Origin of the sequence: Peribacillus sp. TH14, assembly GCF_016651145.1 — a bacterium.
Taxonomy (GTDB): domain Bacteria; phylum Bacillota; class Bacilli; order Bacillales; family DSM-1321; genus Peribacillus; species Peribacillus butanolivorans.
In genome coordinates this window covers 35920-55426 of the sequence record NZ_JAEKEK010000003.1, presented here as the reverse complement: position 1 = coordinate 55426, position 19507 = coordinate 35920, and the positions used below count along the sequence as shown (strand labels likewise).

20 protein-coding genes and 1 pseudogene are annotated in these 19507 nt (G+C 36.0%); 12 read left to right on the top strand and 9 right to left on the bottom strand.

Features of this window, described 5'->3' with window-relative positions; all coding sequences use genetic code 11:
- Positions 1–77 precede the first annotated feature (77 nt).
- The gene (locus tag JFU50_RS30005; RefSeq protein WP_201225702.1) at positions 78–227 is read left to right on the top strand and encodes a DUF1540 domain-containing protein; all 150 of its coding nucleotides are present in this window, start codon (positions 78–80) and stop codon (positions 225–227) included.
- Positions 228–346: 119 nt separating this feature from the next.
- On the opposite strand, the gene JFU50_RS30000 is transcribed toward JFU50_RS30005, so the two are convergent.
- The 4 genes from JFU50_RS30000 to accD all read right to left on the bottom strand — a co-directional run bounded on the left by JFU50_RS30000 (position 347) and on the right by accD (position 4589).
- Positions 347–595, bottom strand: coding sequence for a hypothetical protein (locus tag JFU50_RS30000; protein WP_201225700.1), 249 nt, complete (start codon positions 593–595; stop codon positions 347–349).
- 482 nt (positions 596–1077) lie between these two features.
- Positions 1078–1830: an NUDIX domain-containing protein gene (locus JFU50_RS29995; protein WP_201225699.1), complete on the bottom strand. Its 753-nt coding sequence runs from the start codon at positions 1828–1830 to the stop codon at positions 1078–1080.
- Between the two features lie 975 nt (positions 1831–2805).
- The gene (locus tag JFU50_RS29990) at positions 2806–3759 is read right to left on the bottom strand and encodes an acetyl-CoA carboxylase carboxyltransferase subunit alpha (protein WP_201184537.1); all 954 of its coding nucleotides are present in this window, start codon (positions 3757–3759) and stop codon (positions 2806–2808) included.
- Entirely contained in the window at positions 3756–4589 is an 834-nt protein-coding gene (accD, locus tag JFU50_RS29985; RefSeq protein ID WP_397443458.1) for an acetyl-CoA carboxylase, carboxyltransferase subunit beta, read from the bottom strand. The genes JFU50_RS29990 and accD overlap by 4 nt, the downstream gene beginning before the upstream one ends.
- A 1022-nt stretch (positions 4590–5611) precedes the next feature.
- Here accD and JFU50_RS29980 point away from each other — a divergent pair.
- Positions 5612–6031 (top strand): sporulation protein, encoded by a 420-nt coding sequence (locus JFU50_RS29980; protein WP_201225697.1) that lies wholly within the window; start codon positions 5612–5614, stop codon positions 6029–6031.
- A gap of 506 nt (positions 6032–6537) precedes the next feature.
- Here JFU50_RS29980 and JFU50_RS29975 read toward each other — a convergent pair.
- The 3 genes from JFU50_RS29975 to JFU50_RS29965 form a co-directional block, all read right to left on the bottom strand.
- Positions 6538–6765 (bottom strand): twin-arginine translocase TatA/TatE family subunit, encoded by a 228-nt coding sequence (locus tag JFU50_RS29975; protein ID WP_057219691.1) that lies wholly within the window; start codon positions 6763–6765, stop codon positions 6538–6540.
- A gap of 131 nt (positions 6766–6896) precedes the next feature.
- On the bottom strand, positions 6897–8066 hold the full coding sequence (locus JFU50_RS29970) for a ZIP family metal transporter (RefSeq protein ID WP_201225696.1): 1170 nt from the start codon (positions 8064–8066) through the stop codon (positions 6897–6899).
- An 18-nt stretch (positions 8067–8084) separates the two neighbouring features.
- The gene (locus tag JFU50_RS29965; RefSeq protein WP_201225695.1) at positions 8085–9101 is read right to left on the bottom strand and encodes a multicopper oxidase domain-containing protein; all 1017 of its coding nucleotides are present in this window, start codon (positions 9099–9101) and stop codon (positions 8085–8087) included.
- A 963-nt stretch (positions 9102–10064) separates the two neighbouring features.
- Here JFU50_RS29965 and JFU50_RS29960 point away from each other — a divergent pair.
- From JFU50_RS29960 to JFU50_RS29930, 7 genes are all read left to right on the top strand, one after another.
- On the top strand, positions 10065–10319 hold the full coding sequence (locus tag JFU50_RS29960; RefSeq protein WP_201225694.1) for a hypothetical protein: 255 nt from the start codon (positions 10065–10067) through the stop codon (positions 10317–10319).
- Between the two features lie 139 nt (positions 10320–10458).
- Positions 10459–10629: a hypothetical protein gene (locus JFU50_RS29955; protein ID WP_157443828.1), complete on the top strand. Its 171-nt coding sequence runs from the start codon at positions 10459–10461 to the stop codon at positions 10627–10629.
- 273 nt (positions 10630–10902) lie between these two features.
- Positions 10903–11070 (top strand): hypothetical protein, encoded by a 168-nt coding sequence (locus tag JFU50_RS29950; RefSeq protein WP_200949405.1) that lies wholly within the window; start codon positions 10903–10905, stop codon positions 11068–11070.
- Positions 11071–11448: 378 nt separating this feature from the next.
- Positions 11449–11898, top strand: coding sequence for an Lrp/AsnC family transcriptional regulator (locus JFU50_RS29945; protein ID WP_201184519.1), 450 nt, complete (start codon positions 11449–11451; stop codon positions 11896–11898).
- A 245-nt stretch (positions 11899–12143) separates the two neighbouring features.
- Positions 12144–13760 (top strand): gamma-glutamyltransferase, encoded by a 1617-nt coding sequence (gene ggt, locus JFU50_RS29940; protein ID WP_201225693.1) that lies wholly within the window; start codon positions 12144–12146, stop codon positions 13758–13760.
- Positions 13761–13784: 24 nt separating this feature from the next.
- Complete coding sequence (locus JFU50_RS29935) at positions 13785–13943, top strand: hypothetical protein (RefSeq protein ID WP_201225691.1); 159 nt, start codon at positions 13785–13787, stop codon at positions 13941–13943.
- 249 nt (positions 13944–14192) lie between these two features.
- Positions 14193–15455, top strand: coding sequence for an MFS transporter (locus tag JFU50_RS29930; protein WP_201184510.1), 1263 nt, complete (start codon positions 14193–14195; stop codon positions 15453–15455).
- Positions 15456–16040: 585 nt separating this feature from the next.
- Here JFU50_RS29930 and JFU50_RS29925 read toward each other — a convergent pair.
- Complete coding sequence (locus tag JFU50_RS29925; RefSeq protein WP_201225689.1) at positions 16041–16952, bottom strand: VanZ family protein; 912 nt, start codon at positions 16950–16952, stop codon at positions 16041–16043.
- A gap of 560 nt (positions 16953–17512) precedes the next feature.
- Here JFU50_RS29925 and JFU50_RS29920 point away from each other — a divergent pair.
- The 3 genes and pseudogenes from JFU50_RS29920 to JFU50_RS32140 all read left to right on the top strand — a co-directional run.
- The gene (locus tag JFU50_RS29920) at positions 17513–17710 is read left to right on the top strand and encodes an IDEAL domain-containing protein (RefSeq protein WP_056527760.1); all 198 of its coding nucleotides are present in this window, start codon (positions 17513–17515) and stop codon (positions 17708–17710) included.
- Positions 17711–18016: 306 nt separating this feature from the next.
- A complete protein-coding gene (locus JFU50_RS29915; RefSeq protein ID WP_201225687.1) occupies positions 18017–18577 on the top strand; it encodes a recombinase family protein in 561 nt (186 codons plus the stop codon).
- A 492-nt stretch (positions 18578–19069) separates the two neighbouring features.
- Positions 19070–19206: pseudogene (locus tag JFU50_RS32140) on the top strand (IS110 family transposase); the annotation flags it as partial.
- Here JFU50_RS32140 and JFU50_RS29910 read toward each other — a convergent pair.
- A complete protein-coding gene (locus tag JFU50_RS29910) occupies positions 19192–19356 on the bottom strand; it encodes a hypothetical protein (RefSeq protein ID WP_201225824.1) in 165 nt (54 codons plus the stop codon). The pseudogene JFU50_RS32140 and the gene JFU50_RS29910 sit on opposite strands and share 15 nt — an antisense overlap.
- Between the last annotated feature and the right edge of the window lie 151 nt (positions 19357–19507).

Sequence of the window (19507 nt, the reverse complement as noted above, 5' to 3'; positions counted from 1 at the left end):
TTCAGTCAGTAAGGATAAAACCACCCGTATCAATCACCTCAACTTTGTTAATGATAACAAAGTTGAGGTGAGATACTATGGCTCAAGATGTTCTGTGTGAAGTCGATAACTGTACCTATTGGGGTTCTGGAAACAAATGTAATGCTGATGCTATTTATGTAGTAAGTCATAGGGGTAAACAAGCATCTAAACATTTAAACCAGAAATTTAATTTTTGTAAAGGGTAACCAATATTTTGGTTATCCTTTACTATTTATAGTATTGATAATAACTATCATTTCCATTCGCATTTTTTGAATTACTTTTATTTTTATATCTGGGTTATGATAAGGTATTCCAAGAAGAGTTATGAATGAAACTGTATCTTTTTTTTGTTATTAAATAGCAGGAAATGGGCATTTTCCACTTTTTCTTCTATGTAGTCGAGCGAATAATCACCTAATGGATCAGATAAATCGCCAATTGCCCGAGCTAGGTTATCTATTACTGGTATTAAGGTATCAAACTGTCTTTTCTCTTTCCTTGCATTCATCTCATCCATGATATCATGAGCTAGATGTTGGATTCGACGTAAGCGCATTTCTTTTGTTTGCATGATATACTCATCCCCTCTATATACCACTTTAATGTTCTAAATATATGGCAAATAATTGGAGTTTATGAGGAGATGATTGAATGGCCGATTGAATTATATAGAATTCGCTATCTCCATTCCTCGATGTTGTGCACCATCACGTAGACCGTGAAACGCATTTCTCGCCAATTGACACTTACTGTGAAACTACGGGTTAAATATTATATTGATATATTTGAATGTATTTTACATAAATTAAGGTTTGTTTTTTCTTTGAGAATTATTAAGGTAGCAGTTCTAAGCTTATCAAAATTCGATAAGCATCCTTTTTTAGTTAATTGAAGAACATAATTACTTATATATTATAAAAAGTACTATTGTTATCCATTAACAAGTCAGGAACATAACCTCAATCATGAAGGAGCTTTTCTTTTTCTTTCATCTTTGATTTCATGAATTCTTCTTCATCAATTTTCTTTTTCGCTGTAGCTTATTTGAATTTTTCAATCATATAGCCTACTTATTAATTTATAAGGTCGTACCTTAAATGCCTCGTATGGGATGCATTTCCCTGTCATTGCATCCTTCAGCCTTGATTTATATTTTTCTCGAGTAACATATGTTCCTGCGTTTGATAAGTTAATTTTAAAGAAACCGGCTTCTTTTGTTTCAGTCGAGGTTTTTAACTCTCCTTCGCTGTATTTGCCAAGGAATACAACAGAAACGGTATTTCCGTTCGAATACACCCCTGAAACCCCATGCAAGGTTACCTCAATCCCTGTTTCTTCAAAAATCTCCCTGCGCAGGGCGGAGTCTAGTGTCTCACCTTCATCAACTGCTCCGCCTGGCAACTCCCATGTGTCAGCTCTCCAATAGGTTTTAACCAACAAAGCTTCGCCTTTTTCATTCGTAATATAGCCGCTCACCGTAACTGTTTGCCTTGGATCATGATAGGATCCTGTCGGTACCAGAAAATCCTGTTTGCTATCTAGGTAGAGGTTTCCTAATTTATTGAGCTGAGTTTGCGCCTTTTTGTGCATCAAATCCTTTTTCACACGTTCTTCTATTTTCATATATTCTTCATAGCTTGGGTACTCCCATAAGGTGATAATCTCATCTTTATTTTCCGTAATCCAGCGGCCGACTAACTTCGCACCATTTTTCAGCTGATTAGGCAAAAGATAGGTATGAAAGAATCCGGCAAATAGACTAACTTTTTCAGGCGGTACTTTGTATGTTTCTCTTCGATATATCATGTTTTCTCCCCATTCGATATTTATTTTCGGCTCGAAGTATGTAGACCCAATGCGAAAGTCCGTTTTACACCATGATCGTTGAAGTCAGACTAACGGTTGGGCTCTAAGGTCCATTGTTCTTCGACCTACCTCGCCAACCATATAAACCATATAGTTAAGGGATTAATTTTAAATATATGCCAGAACATACTTGGCAATGAGGTTATTTTGGAGTGTTGGGAGTTATGGTATTAGTTGGATCTGTAATGTTGTTATGGTTTTGGCGTAACAGTTGATTTAAATGATAACGAAAAAATAAAAAGCTGATGCTAAAAGATGCAAACGCTTTTTATTTTTTCAGAATGTAGCTGCTGTAGTAGTTAATATTGTAATCGAAATAAAATTGCCACAAATAATGTAGATGGATAATCTTGAAATGGAATCGGAACTTTCAGAACCTAAAAACCTATCAGCATTGTTGGTAAAGCTGTTAGCGAATAAAATAAAGAAAGTTAAATTAATCTGTTTTTAAAAAAATATAGACATCGGTGCAAAGAAACGGTTTACCGTAAGGACAGTTCTCTCTTATGAACTTCCATGAAAATTAAATTCGGATCAAAATCAAAAAAAGGAGCACAAAACTAGAGTCAGAAAAACATAATTTAAAAGTGCTGACCCTTTTGAGTGCCTATTGAGTTTGGTAGATTGATTAAGTGAAAAAGATTCAATCATAACAAATTAAGTGTGACGTCCTTCTTCGCCAGCCGTAGTATTAATACATTCCAATTATATCCATTTTTGTTCTGTGTGGTGTAGAGCTGCTTTTTGCGCTGTCTGGAGTGCTAACGGGTGCTTGAGTTTAGGACTACAGGGGGGAGGAAGGACATGGGCACAAACATTTTGTATTACAAAATAAAAAAGATGATGTTAAGCCTATCGACTATATCAAATGTTCTATGAACATTTTGGAAAATAATTGTTTATTTTCTTATGTCCTTATGTCCTTTCATTTTCATCCATATACTCACCGATTTTGCGGAACTTATCAAAACGTTGTTGGCGTAGAATTCCTTTATCAAATTGACCAAGTTCTTGCAATGCTTTTCGTAAGGTTTCTTTTATATATTGTGATTGAAGTGGGAGGTCAATATGAGCTCCTCCAGCAGGTTCTTTGATGATTTCATCAATCACTCCTAGTTCCATCAAGTCCTTAGCAGTAATTTTCAAAACTTCGGCTGCTCGTTTTGCTTGTGTGGCGTCCTTCCATAACAATGCAGCTGCTCCTTCAGGCGAAATAACCGAATAAAATGTATTTTCTAGCATGAAGATTCGATTGCCAATACCTAAAGCCAACGCACCACCACTCCCACCTTCACCAATTACAAAACAGATGATAGGTACTCCAAAACTCGCCATTTCACGTAGATTGCGGGCGATAGCTTCAGATTGTCCACGTTCTTCGGCTTCACGACCTGGGAAGGCTCCAGCCGTGTTTATAAATGTAACGATGGGTCGATTGAACTTATTGGCTTGTTGCATAATTCTTAAAGCTTTTCTGTAGCCTTCAGGTTGCGACATGCCAAAACGACGATAGATATTATCTTTTGTATTTTTACCTTTTTGATTTCCTAATACAGTTATAGGCATTCCCTCGAAGGTAGCTATTCCTGAAACTAATGCAGGGTCATCCCCATAAAGTCTGTCACCATGAAGTTCAATAAAATCTTCAAAAATATGATGGATAAAATCTAAAGTAGTTGGGCGTTGTTGAATTCTAGATAGTTGAATTTTATCCCAAACTCCCATATTCTCATTAAGATGAATTTTGATTTCATTGGCTTTTTGCTCAAGGTTATTTAATACTTCGCTAAGGTTAAGATTATGCTTTGTAGACATCTCTTTTAGTTCAGCAATATGGTTTTCTAGTTTTTTTAATACTTTCAAATTCATTGTTGAAGACGCTCCCTGAAATTGAGATGATGGATTTTTAAAATGGTTGTTAATGATTGTTTTAATTCACTCCTATTTACAACCATATCTAGTTGACCATGTTCTAATAAAAATTCAGAAGTTTGAAAATTTTCCGGGAGTTCTTCTCTTATAGTCTGTTCAATTATGCGCCTACCTGCAAAGCCAATTAATGCTTGTGGTTCGGCAATATTGATATCGCCTAATGAAGCGAAACTAGCAGAAACGCCACCCGTTGTAGGATTTGTTAAAACGGATACGAAAAGAATTTTTTCGTAGTTTAGTTTTTCTAAAGCAACACTCGTTTTTGCCATCTGCATGAGACTAAGAATTCCTTCTTGCATGCGGGCTCCACCGCTTGCTGAAAACAATATGAAGGGTTTTCGTGTTTTTAATGATTCCTCAATGGCTCTTGTAATTTTTTCACCAACTGCTGAACCCATGCTACCCATTCGGAAGCGAGAATCCATGACACCAATTACAACCGGATAGCCACCTATGGAAGCTTCCCCAGTAATAACCGCATCATTTAATGCAGTCTTTTTCTTATCCGAAACTAATTTATCTTTATATTCAGGGAAGTTCAACGGATCAACGGAAGTTAAACTTTTATTGAATTCCGAAAAAGAACCACTATCTGTAAGCATTGAAATGCGGTCATAAGCTGTAACGGGGTAGTGATATTGGCACTTCGGACAAACATTCAATTCTTTTTTCATAAGAGACTCATCATAAGTTTCCCCACACGATATACAAGTAAAAGGGTTGGGGGTAAGACTTTTGTCTATTTCAAAAAAAGAGTTCGATTCTATTTTTTCGCCCTTAAATGGATGCATCTTCATCAATCCTCCTGTGGTAAGACCACTGTATTACAAATTACTCTCCCAATTCTATAAAATAAGGGAGCGTGATTTTTTGCTTTCTTTAAAATCAAAAATCATTCATAGAGAATGAAGATTTTATGAATGGTGCTTCATAATGATTTTTCTATTCCTTTATTCATGCATTTTTACTGGAAGATATAGATAGAAGTGAATGAATTCGAAACACAGGATTATATTGCCGGGATTTATATGGGCTTGTATTAAAACAGAGTATATTAAGCAAAAAAGACTTCTGCTTATCTTTTTGTTTCTAATTATTAAAAATGCGATATGCAAAAAAGCATCTTCTTTTAATGAGGGCGGTAAGCGGTTCGAGTCATTTAATAAAGCCATAGAAACAATAATAGGCGAAATAGAGATTCATTAGGAAATAATCGGCAACGTGCTGATGACCTTTCTATCCGGGGTAGAGAAAAAACATATGGGAATATTGGGGTGATTTTAGATAGTAGCAGGAGGTATCTAAGGAAAATTTAATTATTTGAATTATAGTTTTATTTTCGGTCATTACTTCCATCAATTGTATAAACTCATAATATGCAATTACCAATGTAATTGAATGGGTTACAATGTTCATTCTTGCATGGATAATATTGTATTGGTTTATCAGACTAGTTAAAAATTTAGATAAAGTTGAATAGTTTTCTTAGGCTAAAGGGGCATGTTAGAAAATACACATTATGAAAGAGGACCATAATAGAAAAATGAAATGTAAATGAAACTTTAAGAGCTATATAATCGTATAGACTGATAGGTATTTCAACCGAAAGTAAATATATCACAACGAACTACTGGACAATAAAGAAAAAATCAGGTGTTTAAGAAGTTTATGGCTAAGTTAGGGAAAAGTGCAGCAACTGTTCATTTGCGATACGAAAACTGTTGATATTATGCTGGTGAGACGCTAAAAGTTTGAATCGTTGTAGTAAAATTCCAGGAGGGAAACCAACTTGTTGTTGAGAAAATATCTGTCACAATTAGGAATAGGAAAAGCCATAATCGACCTTAAATTGCCCAAGGTAATGTATGGGCTGGGAGAACGAGTAACAGGTGAATACTTCATAATAGGGGGGATTTGTGAGCAAAAAATAAAACGGTTGGAGTGTGATTTAGTGCAGATAGACAAGATGAACAATACCCAACGGATCATTGACACCACGACCATACTGACAACGAAGTTTATAGAGGAGGAGCAGGAAATCCGTATTCCATTTTCATTCCAGTTGCCGGTTTCCGCTGCGGTGTCATCAGAGCACATATCCTATCGATTCAACACTAGGTTATTTTTTGATAAAGGGGTAATAAGCGAGGACCAGGATATCATTCAAGTAGTAGACCAAAATAGTAAAGAAATTGATGTTGGACAATAATATATATCTGTTTGGATTATGATAATCATATTGCACCCGATTATGGCGGACTATCTTAATTATCTGATCCTTGCAATAAAATTCAGTCTGAATTTTGTAGCCGCACATTATCCTAGTAATAATAGATCGTTATTTTATCAGCGATATACAGAACGACGAAATAAACGGAACAAGCTATTAAAAGCTAAAGGAATACCCCTTCTTCGAAGAGATATTCCTTTTTAATTATGATATAGGTTTTCTGAAATGGATTTTGCACTTTGGCAGCCAACAGTTTTTTTGTCTAAATTGTTTCTGAGGTAGGATATGCTAGTAAAGTAACATCTGAATTAAGTCCAAAAAGACCCATTCCACAGGAAATACTTGAAAAAAATTAGAAATAACGAGGGATACAATAAAGGCAAACTAGGTATAGAAATGTTGACTAAGTCCTTCATAAGTTAAATAAGATGTATATCTTTGATTTCCATGTATTAAATAGACATGTTGCCCCAACTACCTATTACTTATGAAACTACGGATTTATCCTGCTTCTTTTCAACAGTCGTTAACTCAGGATTATTTCCTTCCTCCTCTTTATCTTCATCAGATACTAATCCCTTGGTCGCACTCTTGAATTCGGTTAAAGTACGTCCAAAAGCCCGGCCGATTTCTGGCAGTTTTTTAGGTCCAAAAATAATCAAAGCGATGACCAGTATTAAAATTAAACCTGGAATTCCGATACTTGACAACATGTATAATCAGCTCCTGAAATTTGATTTTTTACTAGCGTCACACAAAGACGAGGCATTATTTCACCAGGGCGATACGTCCATACACCACACGGGTGTTGTACTAATCTCCAATAAGGGCATAAAGTCCTCCCTTAAAATTTAACAAAAAATGCAGTAAAGTACATGATTAACAGTCCAATGGTGAATCCTGAAAGGTTCAACCATGAAACAGATGGTTCCTTATGTGCTCGATGATCTTCAATGAGCATTTTCGTTATCACATAAATTACTTGAAGAATTGCCCCTGCACCAATACCCAGGAACAAAGCTCCTAAAATTGGTGAGAAGATGAATCCGCCAACCCAAGTACCTACAATGGCGGGGGCGCCTGCGATAACTCCCAGTAGTAAAAAGTCTCTGAATCGAGGTGAGGTTTTTAATAAAGGAGCAGCGATTCCAATACCTTCCGTAATGTTGTGAAGGGTAAATCCTATAATTAAAAAGGTACCTAGAGCGGCTTCACCTAGGGAAAAGGATGAACCAATTGCCAAACCTTCCCCAAAGTTATGAAGTCCTATTCCGGTAGCCATCAACAAAGCCAGACCAAAAGGGGAATATCCTTTCTTTTCTTGCTTTCTTTGTTGATACTGATCAAAGCCGATCAATAATAAGAAGGTTAAAGAAGCTCCAATAATGACAACCATATTGCCCTGGAAGACAGAAGGAGCTTCTGCACCAATTTCAAATCCATCAGCTAGAGTCCCGACAAATAAAAATAAAAGCAACCCAACGGTAAGGGCAAGAATCGAATTAATCCACTTTCGTGAGAAACGTTTCATAAATGGATACCACAACAACCCTAATGTAATCGGGACTATCCCAACGTAAAAGCCTATTAAGCCGTAGTTCAAAAAGTTGCTCCAGTTGGTTTCAGGAGTGAGCGTGGCAGCTGCAAGTTCACCTTCCGTGATAATCCCATTCTCTGTGATTAATTTAATGGTATGTGGATCACCTTCCACCCAGGGGTAAGTGATGGTCACCTTTCCTTCTTCAAATCGTTCAAGCATTGCTTGAGGAGAGACACTGTAATTCCATACTGAATCATTGACCATAACTTGAGAAATCGTTAATGGTTTTGGCCCCGTATTACTAACAGATAATTCGAAACCGTTTTTAGTTACCTTTATTTGTTCAATGTTCAAGACTTCTATCGGTGCAGCAGGATCTTTTTCTACACCTGCTCCATTCTTTAGCACCCACCCCAGAACTCCTATAAGTAATACTAACGGTATTAAACCAGTAATTAGCCATTTTCCCTTCATATTATTATCTCCCCTTCTTTACTCGACCTCAAAGAATCCCATCCAGCCTAACTCAGCGAATTCACTTACATGGGCATGAAACATATATGTTCCCTTGAATGGAAAACGAACTTCAAGAATTCCACGTTCTCCCTGACATTGCATGATGGTATCTGTAAACTGGGAGGGGTTATCGTTTCTGCCAGTTGGATAGTACGTAAAGTAATTTGCATGCAAGTGAAATGAATTTAATAAGTCGAATTCTGTCAAATTACTTAGATAGATACGAACGAGTTGGTCTTTTTTGATTTTAATAGGGTGATTCATGTATGCGAAGGCATAGCCATTAACAGTGTAAAACTCGTTTTCGCCGTCTAAATCCAAATCAAATCCATTCATAACCATGTTTAACTCTAATGCCGGCTCTCTTGGCTTCTTTGGATCAATTATAAAATTACCATATAAGCCTTTATGGATATGGCGGGCTAAGGGGAGTACATGGCAATGGTAAATTTGTAATCCGTATGGCTTCGCTTCAAATTCGTATGTGAATTTTTGTCCCGGATAAATGGAAGTTAAACCGTCCATCTCTGGAGGATGGATTCCATGAAAATGAATAGAGTGGGGATGGCTACCCTTATTAATAAAGTGAAACCGCAAAAGATCCCCTTCCGTACAACGAAAAGTTGGTCCTGGAATAGTCCCGTTATAAGTCCAGCCTGGAAATTTAATTCCTTTGGCAATTTCGATTTCTTTATCAATCGCCACGACTTCATATTCCCGAAGTATTTGCCCGCTTGGCAGCTTGGTAACTTCTCCATAATCAAATTCAGTAAGGAGCCGTTCTGCCATTTTATAACCTGTGGTTTTTGTTTTATCACTCATATTTGTATGATTGGAATGATTGCTAGTTTTGTGAGACGAATCATTGGATGCTTGAGCCACAGTTGGAAATTGTGCCATTTTATTTAAGTAATAAGTTCCAGCTATCCCAAAAGCTCCAGCAGTCCCCATCTTTAAAATATCTCTACGGGAAACCTTGTTCTCATCAGACATTACTTGACACCCTCCTAAAAAGTTTCCTTAAGTAAACTTTTTGTAGTATAAGCTATACTTTAAGGCAGAGACAACTTTTGTGTCAACTCTTTTTTATTAAATGTGTAAGCGCTGACAATCAAGGACGAATCTGGGGGAGGTGTAGGAATAATTCATGCACCCACTCTATTTATAAGTGTTTGTTCATTTATAGTAGAGAAATAGTACCTTTTCTATAGTCTCCAAAGAATGAACTTTGGATGATTCTGAAAGGGGTAGAAAAACGAATATTTAGCGGGCTTTAGATGAAAATAAACTTAAAAAAAGGAATCATAGCATGAGCAGATAAGGACACAGTACGATGAGGAATTAAGCGATTAGGGGAATGAAAGGGACTCGTTTTTCTTCTTGTGAGCTTGGAAAGCAAGGAAAATGAGGAAGCCCCTTAATATCGTTGGTGTAAAACGAAAGAAGAAATAGACGGATGCATCGAACAAATCAAGGATAAACTTACATAAAATTCAAAAGGAGATGGAGTTATTTAAAGAAAGAACTTCTGGTTCAATTAAATTGCTGATTAATGAAATAACAAGGGCTTTAGTGCAGACAAGATTTCATGATCAAACTTTATCTCCCTCCATAAGAGTGTTTACTGCTACCTGCTATCTTCTACGGGACTTCCAACCTTCTTAAAATCCAATCTCAGATCCTTCTGAAACTCCATTGATAATTCCGTATAAACCTCTTTCAACAGCTTTAATCAGTTGTCCTTTTTTCTTTTGTCCCATCGACTGTGATTGACCTCTAACTTCAAAAGGACCGTCCCACTTCCGTTAAGGGCAAAAGCTCCTAAACTTACATTGAAATACGTCAGTCCGTCTAATTTTTGATTTGTTGTTTGTTGAAAAAGGTAGGAATTATCCGATATATAAAGATAACTAGGGTGGTTTTATTGTGGACTCGTATAAAACAGGAGGTAAGTATATGAGTAATGGACCTTTAATGAAATACGCATGTATAGAATGTGGCAATGAATTTATTACCCAGGTTCAAATTAAAGAAGTGGAACGGAACCTCGTATGTCCATTTCCATATTGTCAAAGTGAAGTACAGGTGGTAGTTAGTACAAGTGAAGATAACATGGATCTGTACGAAGAATTAGGAGGCCAGATTAAAAAATGTCAGCAATTAAATGCAAGTCTTGTAAAAAAAATTTTAAAAAATAGGACGACATTATAGTTACAGACAAAAGGGTACATGAACTGAATAGTCTGTCTAAACAGTATAATTCATGTTGCTGAGACTATCTGTAGCGAAATTAAATTTGTTATTGTGTAGAAACTTACCTATTAATTTGGTCTGAGGAGGCTACAAAGATATGGAATTAATCAAAGAAATTCAGTTGGATAGCAAAGAAGTGGAAGAAGCCATTACAGCATATTTAAATAAAGAGGGATTCAAGGCTGTCTCCTTCAAATTCAAGTCAACAAACGTCTTGGGCTTGCCGTATCCCATTAGTGCCTCCATCGTTGTGGAAGATCTCGATTAACAAACAACTACATAACTGTCTGGCAAGTATTTGTGGTATACCAGAAATCCTATAAAAGATAAATTGGATATTTTCTTCTGTTGGGGTACCTAGAGAAAAAAAGGAAAAGTTGCATGAATGTTTTTTAACTATTAATCAGTTGTTTTTACAGGAACACCATGTGTATATCCATAACTCTGCAGCGTTTTTTTTTCTTATGGAACTAAAGGGTCAGGATATTTTAAGAAATAATGGTAGAATAAAGGAGGTATTCACATGGTGAGGTGATATAGTATGAAAGGTTGGCTTTATGGTTTATATGCTCTACTAATAGCAATAGTCTCTATATTTACAGGGGAATTAGTAACATTTATTATGCTGGGCTTTATTTTAATTAGCCTTCAAAATATTCATTCTACATTAAAGGATATACTGAAAGTTAATAAAGAGAAAATTGACTAACGGGTGCTTTACTTCAACGAGGGAGTTGTTTCGGCTGACTCTTTTTCATATGGAACTAACGGGGTAGGTTAGTTCCAAAAGAATAATAAAGTAACCTCAGTGTTTATAGACTAATATTATGGTGGTTAAATAAAAAAGCAATATTATTCGGACAAATTACGGTCTCCATTCTAAACTGCCGAGAACTGCCATTATGTACTAATGATGTATAAGGTCTTCATTCCCTTCAATAATTGATTTCTCTATGTAAGGTAGATTAAACTTTTAAGTATGGGATATAAAGTTTATTATTAAGATAATACCTAGTAAAAGCTAGCCTCTTAAAAATTATAGTTTTTTAATAGGAATCCCGATCACAAGGCAAGGTGTGTGAAACAGATGGAAATTAACGATACAGATAAAAAAATCTTAGAGATATTAATGCAAAATGGTCGAACTTCGTATTCGGATATAGGAAAAGAACTAAATCTATCACGCAATGTTGTACGTGATCGTGTGCAGCAACTAACGGAAAAGGGTGTTATTGAAAAAATCAGCGCTGTTGTCAACGCTGAAGCTGTAGGTAAAAAAGTATCGGCCTTTTTTGAAGTGGATTGCGAACCTGCAGACCTAGTGAAAGTTGCAGAAAAACTAGCTAAAAATCCAAGTGTTGCAAGCTGTTACCAAATGACAGGACCTAGTACTTTACATATGCACGTTTTAGTTGAGGACTTTTCTTCCTTGGAATTCTTTATCAATAATGAACTATACGGGATAGAAGGTATTTCTCGAGTCGAAAGTCATATTTTACTACGCCGTTTCAAAAGTAGATCAGGATTAAAACTATAATAAACTCCTCTTATAATTGGGGAGTTTATTTTTTTTGAGTAATTTTATTGAAAATTAAGAACTTTTGTAAAAATATGTTTTGTTTTTCCGGAAAATAGTATATAGTTATTTTGAAATCGTGCAATTGTTAATTAATAATTGCATTTTAATTAACAAACGTTAGAAAATAACATTTTTTTCGTTCGTTTTGTAATTATACCACTTGAAAATGAGTGCATATTACGTTTAAAGGGAGGGGTATTATAATGGCTTTACAGTTAGATCCACATTATTCACCTTATACATCACAACGAAATGTAGTATATGCCAAGAATGGAATGGTCGCTACGTCTCAGCCTTTAGCTGCACAAGCAGGGTTAGATATTTTGAAAAAAGGCGGAAATGCGATTGATGCAGCCATTGCAACAGCTGCTTGTTTGACAGTAGTAGAGCCTACCTCAAACGGAATTGGGGGGGACGCTTTTGCGCTTGTTTGGACTAAAGGACAATTACACGGACTAAATGCAAGCGGTCCAGCACCTATGAATATCTCCATCGAGAAGGTAAAAGAAGATGGACACGAAAGTATGCCAAAGTACGGCTGGCTGCCGGTAACTGTACCAGGTGCTCCGGCAGCTTGGGTAGAATTATCAAAACGTTTTGGCCGACTACCGCTACTAGAAGTTATGAAGCCAGCAATTGAATATGCCGCAAACGGATTTCCTGTTTCACCTACGCTAGGTCGCTTTTGGAAAAAGGCATTTGAACAATACAAACTGGAATGTACAGGAGCAGAGTTCGAAGCTTGGTTTGAGACATTTGCTCCTAAGGAACGAGCACCTGAAGTCGGAGAAATATGGTCGTCTCTTGACCACGCTGACACACTAGAAGAAATCGCAAGAACAAACGGAGAAAGCTTTTACAAAGGGGCACTTGCAGAAAAAATTGCAGCAGCTTCTGCGACTTATGGGGGCTATTTAACAAAAGATGATTTAGGAAACTTTAAACCAGAGTGGGTTGATCCCATTAAGGTAAACTATCGCGGTTATGATGTTTGGGAAATCCCACCAAATGGACAAGGTATCGTAGCTCTTATGGCACTAAACATACTAAAAGGATTTGATTTTACAGCAAAAGAAGAAACAAACACATACCACAAACAAATCGAAGCAATGAAACTTGCTTATACTTGCGGCAAGCAATACATTACAGACCCTAAGCATATGGGTGTAACTGCAGAAGAGCTATTAAGTACTTCGTATGGCCAGCAGCGTCAAGCACAGATTGGAAGTGAAGCATGCATGCCAGCTCCAGGTGTACCGCCACGTGGAGGAACAGTATACCTTGCAACAGCAGACGGAGAGGGCAACATGGTATCGTTTATCCAAAGTAATTACATGGGCTTCGGTTCTGCGGTTGTAGTACCAGGAACAGGAATTGCCTTACAAAACCGAGGACATGATTTCAGCCTTGATCCTACTCATTATAATTGCCTTAAGGGCGGTAAGAAAACGTACCATACGATTATTCCAGGATTTTTAACGAAGGATAATCAACCTGTGGGGCCATTCGGTGTAATGGGGGGATATATGCAGCCGCAAGGGCATGTTCAAGTTATTATGAATACAATAGATTTTCACCTACATCCTCAAGCAGCTTTAGATGCACCAAGATGGCAGTGGAAGAACGAAAAAACAGTAGAAATAGAAAAAACATTCCCATCCCACATTGCAGAAGAATTAGTACGAAAAGGACATGATATTAAAGTGGCGGTAGACTCAGGTTCGTTTGGACGAGGTCAAATTATATGGCGAAATCCTGAAACAGGTGTACTAATTGGTGGCACAGAATCAAGGACAGATGGGGCAATTGCCAGTTGGTAATCCACAGTAAAGGTGCTTCTTGGAGTGATGGCATTTCAATCATTCTATGAATCTTATTTTCAAATAGGAACAGGACACATTCTATTCTTAGGAATAGGCAGTTATTTATTAATGAAAAAAGTGAAAGTACACCCTGGATTAGTAGTATTTGCTTCACTCATATACGGTGCAATCAATTTGTAGTGTAAACACTAGGTAGAGTCTCTATTTAGAGGCTCTACAGATTACACAATAGGGTGTGTTCATAAACCCAACTACTTAATTAACAGATAAGCATTACACTTTATATTTTGAATTTTCAAAAATTAAAGCGCTTTCTTCCCTATATTGATCTTAATTAAAATTAATAGAGTTTAGATGCTTCCTTTACTAAGTTGATTCATGTATTGAACCTATATCATTTTATTATCAAAAAAGGATGTGTTTTCTGTTATGAAATTAAAATGGGTTGTTCTAGCTTTTTTGTCCGTTCTTTACTTGATTAACTTTACGGATAAGGCGATTATAGGGTACGCAGCTATTCCTATTATGGAAGATTTGGATCTTAACTATAGTCAATGGGGTATAGTTGGAAGCAGCTTCTTTTGGTTCTTTTCAATTATGTCTATAGTTGGAGCTGCATTGTCAGATCGAATTGGAACGGGTAAAATGCTCGCTTTCATGGCTATTGGTTTGACAATAGTGCAGTTTGGAGCATTGACAATTTACGGATTACCAATGCTAATTTTGTGTCGTGTCCTGCTAGGTGCTATTGAAGGACCGTTTCATGCAACTGCTATTAGCCATATAAGCAAACATTTCGCTCCTGAACAGCGAGGGCTTGCGATTTCCATTATGAATACAGGTAGCATGATTGCTAAATTTATGGTTCCTCTTCTCATTTACATGATTGGAATTTATGGTTGGCGAATGGTATTGGTTTTTTTAGGAGTATTAAGTATGGTTTGGGCAGTGCTGTGGCTAATGACTTTGAAAGGGGAAAATGAGAGAAATATAGTGAAAAGTGAATCTACCTTAGTTTCCGAGAAAGTAAAATGGTCAGAGATATATCCACTTTTTCTATCTTCTACTTTTATCTTTACTTGCCTTGCTCTTTTCATGGCTTACTGGATTCTTACATGGTCGTTTATATGGATGCCGACCTACCTTGTTAAAATTATCCATTTAACACAAACTCAGATGGGCTATGCTGTAATGTTCATAGGCCTTGGTTCTGCTCTTGGTGGTATACTTATCTCATTTATATCAGATCGGTTACTTAAAAAAACAAAAAATCTTCGACAATCCCGTGTGCTTGTTGCTGGACCATCTCTAATATTAGCAGCTGTATGTTTTTATTCTACAACAGTTGTCCAAAGTACAATTGGAGCAATTATTGCCTTATTTTTGGGAATGGCGTTTGTAAATGGTATGTTTCCACTTGCACCCCAGATTGTGAATCACTTACTTCCTGAACGAAGAGGATTAATGTCAGGTGTTTTGCTAGGGATTGCAAACTTGTCAGGAATTATTGGTCCAGCTGTAATTGGTTTTGTTGTCCAATCTGCAGGAGATAACATTAGGGTCGGTTTTAATTACTCTGTTCTATTGACTGCCACTTTATTATTAATTGCCAGTCTTATTTTCTGCATTTTTACTAAACCTGATAATCATACGAAAAAATCATCGTTATCTTCTAAGGTTATAAATTTATAGAAAATTAACAGATAGGAAAACTAACCACCGACCTCTCCGTATACCGTGTGTACCATCCGGTATAACGCTGGTTCAATTAAGTTAAATTCAGAATTGAAAAAGCCGAAGCACTGAATAAAAAAGAGCATGGTTTGCAAATGAAATTAGTAAGTGAATTAGAACGTTAAAAGCCTACATCCCGATTTTAAGGATGTAGGCTTTTATTGAATTAATATTAGTTCTTTATTTTAAATGTATTTGTACATTATAATTCTAACACAACTACACAATTGTATAATTACACAAATTCATATTTTTTTCTTCTTTATATTATAGATAGTCATTCTTGTTCCACCTGTTTTTTCACTTATATTTTTCACTTGTTGCTTTGAAGTAAAGTTTGATCAATAACACCTCATAAGCCGGCATTTTACGATAAATAAAATGAATCCATTTTGAAAAAAGATTGATCAAAATGGATTCTTATCCAGCAGATTTAAGTTTCGGTTTTATAAAAAAGTTTAATTATTTTCTATCTGTCTGCTCTACAATCGTGCCATATTTGTTGAAAACATTGCAAAGCAAGCCCCTTAGAATGTTGATTCTTTACTCCCACCAATGCTTCTTTTCACTGAATCCAACGTCCCATAGTTTAGCGTTCCCGGAAACGATAATCGTAATTTCGTTTACCTTATCAAAAAATGGTATCTCTAAAGATTCTGCCCCTTTATTATTGTACTGAGCTCTTACGTTTCCATCTGCCAGTACAGTAACTTCTCCCTTGAAATTACCCTTGTCTGGAATGCCATAATAAGAATAGAACGTCACATCTTTCTTGTTCCCCAAGATGTAAGTGTATGATTTGCTTTTATCCCCTTCACTGTTATACACGTTCATTTTAGGTTCTATTTTCTTGCCTGCTACGGTGAAACTTGGAAGATTTTCAGTCATAGGCATGGTTCCATTCATTTCTTTCACATCGTGTAATGCTTGAATCGGGCTTTCTCTTGTCGCTACAACATAATTGATAGTTTCCGAGACCACGATTACCCCAACTAGAAGAACACCAATAGATAGAGCCGAAGCAATAAGCTTTTTATAAGAAATTTTTGAAGAAAATCCTACTCTATAGGCGATAAAACCTATCGTTGCACCTAATGTATTGGATATAACATCATCTACATCAAAGCTGCCAAGATAAGTTAAAGCCTGCAGCGATTCCAGAACGAGAATCGTCAAGACAAACAAGGATATGAACTTCCCAAAACTGGAACGATACAACAAAGGAATTACTACTCCAAAAGGGATAAAAGCAGCAATGTTTCCAAATTGGTATAACCATGAAAAAGTTGGTTTTGGAAATCGAAGAGGAACGTTTTCCGGAACAAGCATAAATACATATTCATAATCGCCGGTTGCATGATCTAATCTATTAAAAGCAAAGAACATAAAATATAAAATTAAAATTGTATATAAAATGGTTCCTACAATGATAAATTTCCGTAATTTCGCTTCCATAATCTCTCCTTAATTTCGACATATCATTTACAATAAATCTTATCCTACTAAAATATCAGTTCAAAAAAAACGGGAATATGATAATTCCTGTTCGTTTTTTGTAAACGGTTAAACTTTGTTCAAAACGGTACGACTTTCTTATAAACAATACATCTTTATTTCAAACCAACAATAATTGGTAAGAGGTTATTTTTGATTTATTCATGAAATATATATTTGAGAAAAATAAAATTAAAGGCTATGCAAACATTCAACCTAATAAAGAAGGATGAATGTTTGCTTACTATAAACAATATCTTCACTTAGTATACAACTTTTTTGTCTAGTACATAACTTTATTGTAAAGTATACAATTTTTTGTAACTTAACAGGATCTTTAATCAAACAGTATTTTAAATAATCGAACTTTGTTTTAAATGATCAATCTTTTTTATAAAACTACATCACTGACTCATTTTCATTGAGCAAACGGATTATTTCATTGGAACTACCAGGATAATTATTTGAATAGTCTGAAAACTTTTGGTATAATAGAAAAAAGGTCAAGGAGTTGATTTCCTATGGAAAAGAATTTGGCTAATACACCACCACAACCTGAAATAAACGTCAAGGATTCTGAATTTGCTGAAATGGTGATAAACAAAGCCCTTCTTAACTTCCGAAAAGAGCAAATCCGAAAAGAGATTGACCAGTCATTACAGGATAAAAACAAAGAAGAATTCCTACGATTAACAGAGGAATTGAAAAACATTTCTTAAAATGTTGTTATAAAATGAACTTAACATATTTGTAACTTTAAGAAGTACGCCAAAACGCCAATCCCATATCTATAAGGGATTGGCGTTTATTTGATTTTTATCGATTAAGCACGATATTATAAATAAGTTATTATTTGTTCCAAAACTCGTCCCTTTCTGAACACACTGCTGTTCAATCTGAAAAGGACGTTTTTTTATTGCCTTTTTCGTAACAAAACTCTGTTCATAATTCTACGTTCAATAACCTATTGGATTTTATCTTATGTTACAATGAGTTTAGAGAAAAATAAGGAAAGAGTGATTTTGGTGTTAATTGGCTACGCACGTGTATCAACAGGATTACAAAATTTAGATTTGCAAATGGATGCGCTAACGAAATATGGTTGTGGTAAAATTTACCACGATAAGATGAGTGGTACAAAGAAGCAGCGTCCAGGATTGGCAGAAGCATTAGAGTATGCACGTGAAGGGGATACAATTGTGGTTTGGCGACTGGATCGACTTGGTCGCAATATGCAGGACCTGATTCACATTGTGAATAGTTTGAATGAACGTGGTGTCGGCTTTCATAGTCTACAAGAAAACCTAACAATGGATAAAAGTAATGCGACTGGCCAATTGATGTTCCACTTGTTCGCAGCGTTTGCGGAATTTGAGCGTAACTTAATAGAAGAACGTTCAGCTGCTGGTCGTGCAGCAGCAAGGGCGCGTGGTCGTCTTGGTGGTCGCCCAGAGAAGTTTGGGGAAAAAGATATTGAAATGATGAAATCACTTATCGAAAGTGGTACACCGATAAAAGATGTTGCAGAAAAATGGGGCGTGTCTCGCACGACTATTTATCGCTATTTGGGAAAACCTCTAAAATAAAACGTAAAGAACTGTTACCAGATCACAAGCTTGGATAGGTGCTTTTAATGTTTAGAATAGGCTTATTCGCAAAATATCACTTAAAACAGGTGGAATTTACAGATTAAAGTGACACAAAACTAACTCTTCCTTTCAATCTACTTATCTACTTCATTTATTATACAACTTGAATTTTACAAAATAATCCACTTGAAATAGCATTTTTAATTGCCTACTATGAGTGTACTCAAAATTTACAGGATACTTTCAAATTTGTGTTATTGTAATATTGTGTTATAAAATCACTAAATGATTCTAGTGTGGATTTTGAATTAAGATTGATAAAAATCCTGTTGGATATGAAACAGGATTTTTACTTGTTCAACTAACGGGGCAGCATTCCTGTAATGAATGAAACTGAGATTTTAGCACAAAAAGACCTCATGATATGATTAAAGTGTCCCAAAGCTCGCCAGCGAAAAGGACAACTTCATCATAATCAGGAGGCCTATCATGAATTATAACCAAAACAAGAAAATCGCTCAAATTATTTCTGAAACACTTATTATCGGTGTCGATACCGCAAAATTCAAACATCAGCCAGAGCTCAAGACTTTAGAGGATTAGAGTTTGGTTCACCCTGTTACTTCTAAAATACGAAAGAAGGATTTCGGCATTTTCTGGACTGTATCTCGCAAGTAAAAAGTGATCATGAAATGGACCAAAGCCATTGTTGGCATGGAGCCAGTACCGAATTGACCAGCGTTTGTAAAATTACCTGCTTGATTTTTCTTTTCCATCTGAAATCACGGTAGTATCCGGATAAAAAAACTTTGAATTTTTACCAATAAAGTTAACAAAGCAAGGAATACCACCGTCATAATAATCGTTTGACCACGAATCATTTTCGCTCCTTCTGACAGTAAAAACATACTTGTCGGAATTACTTAC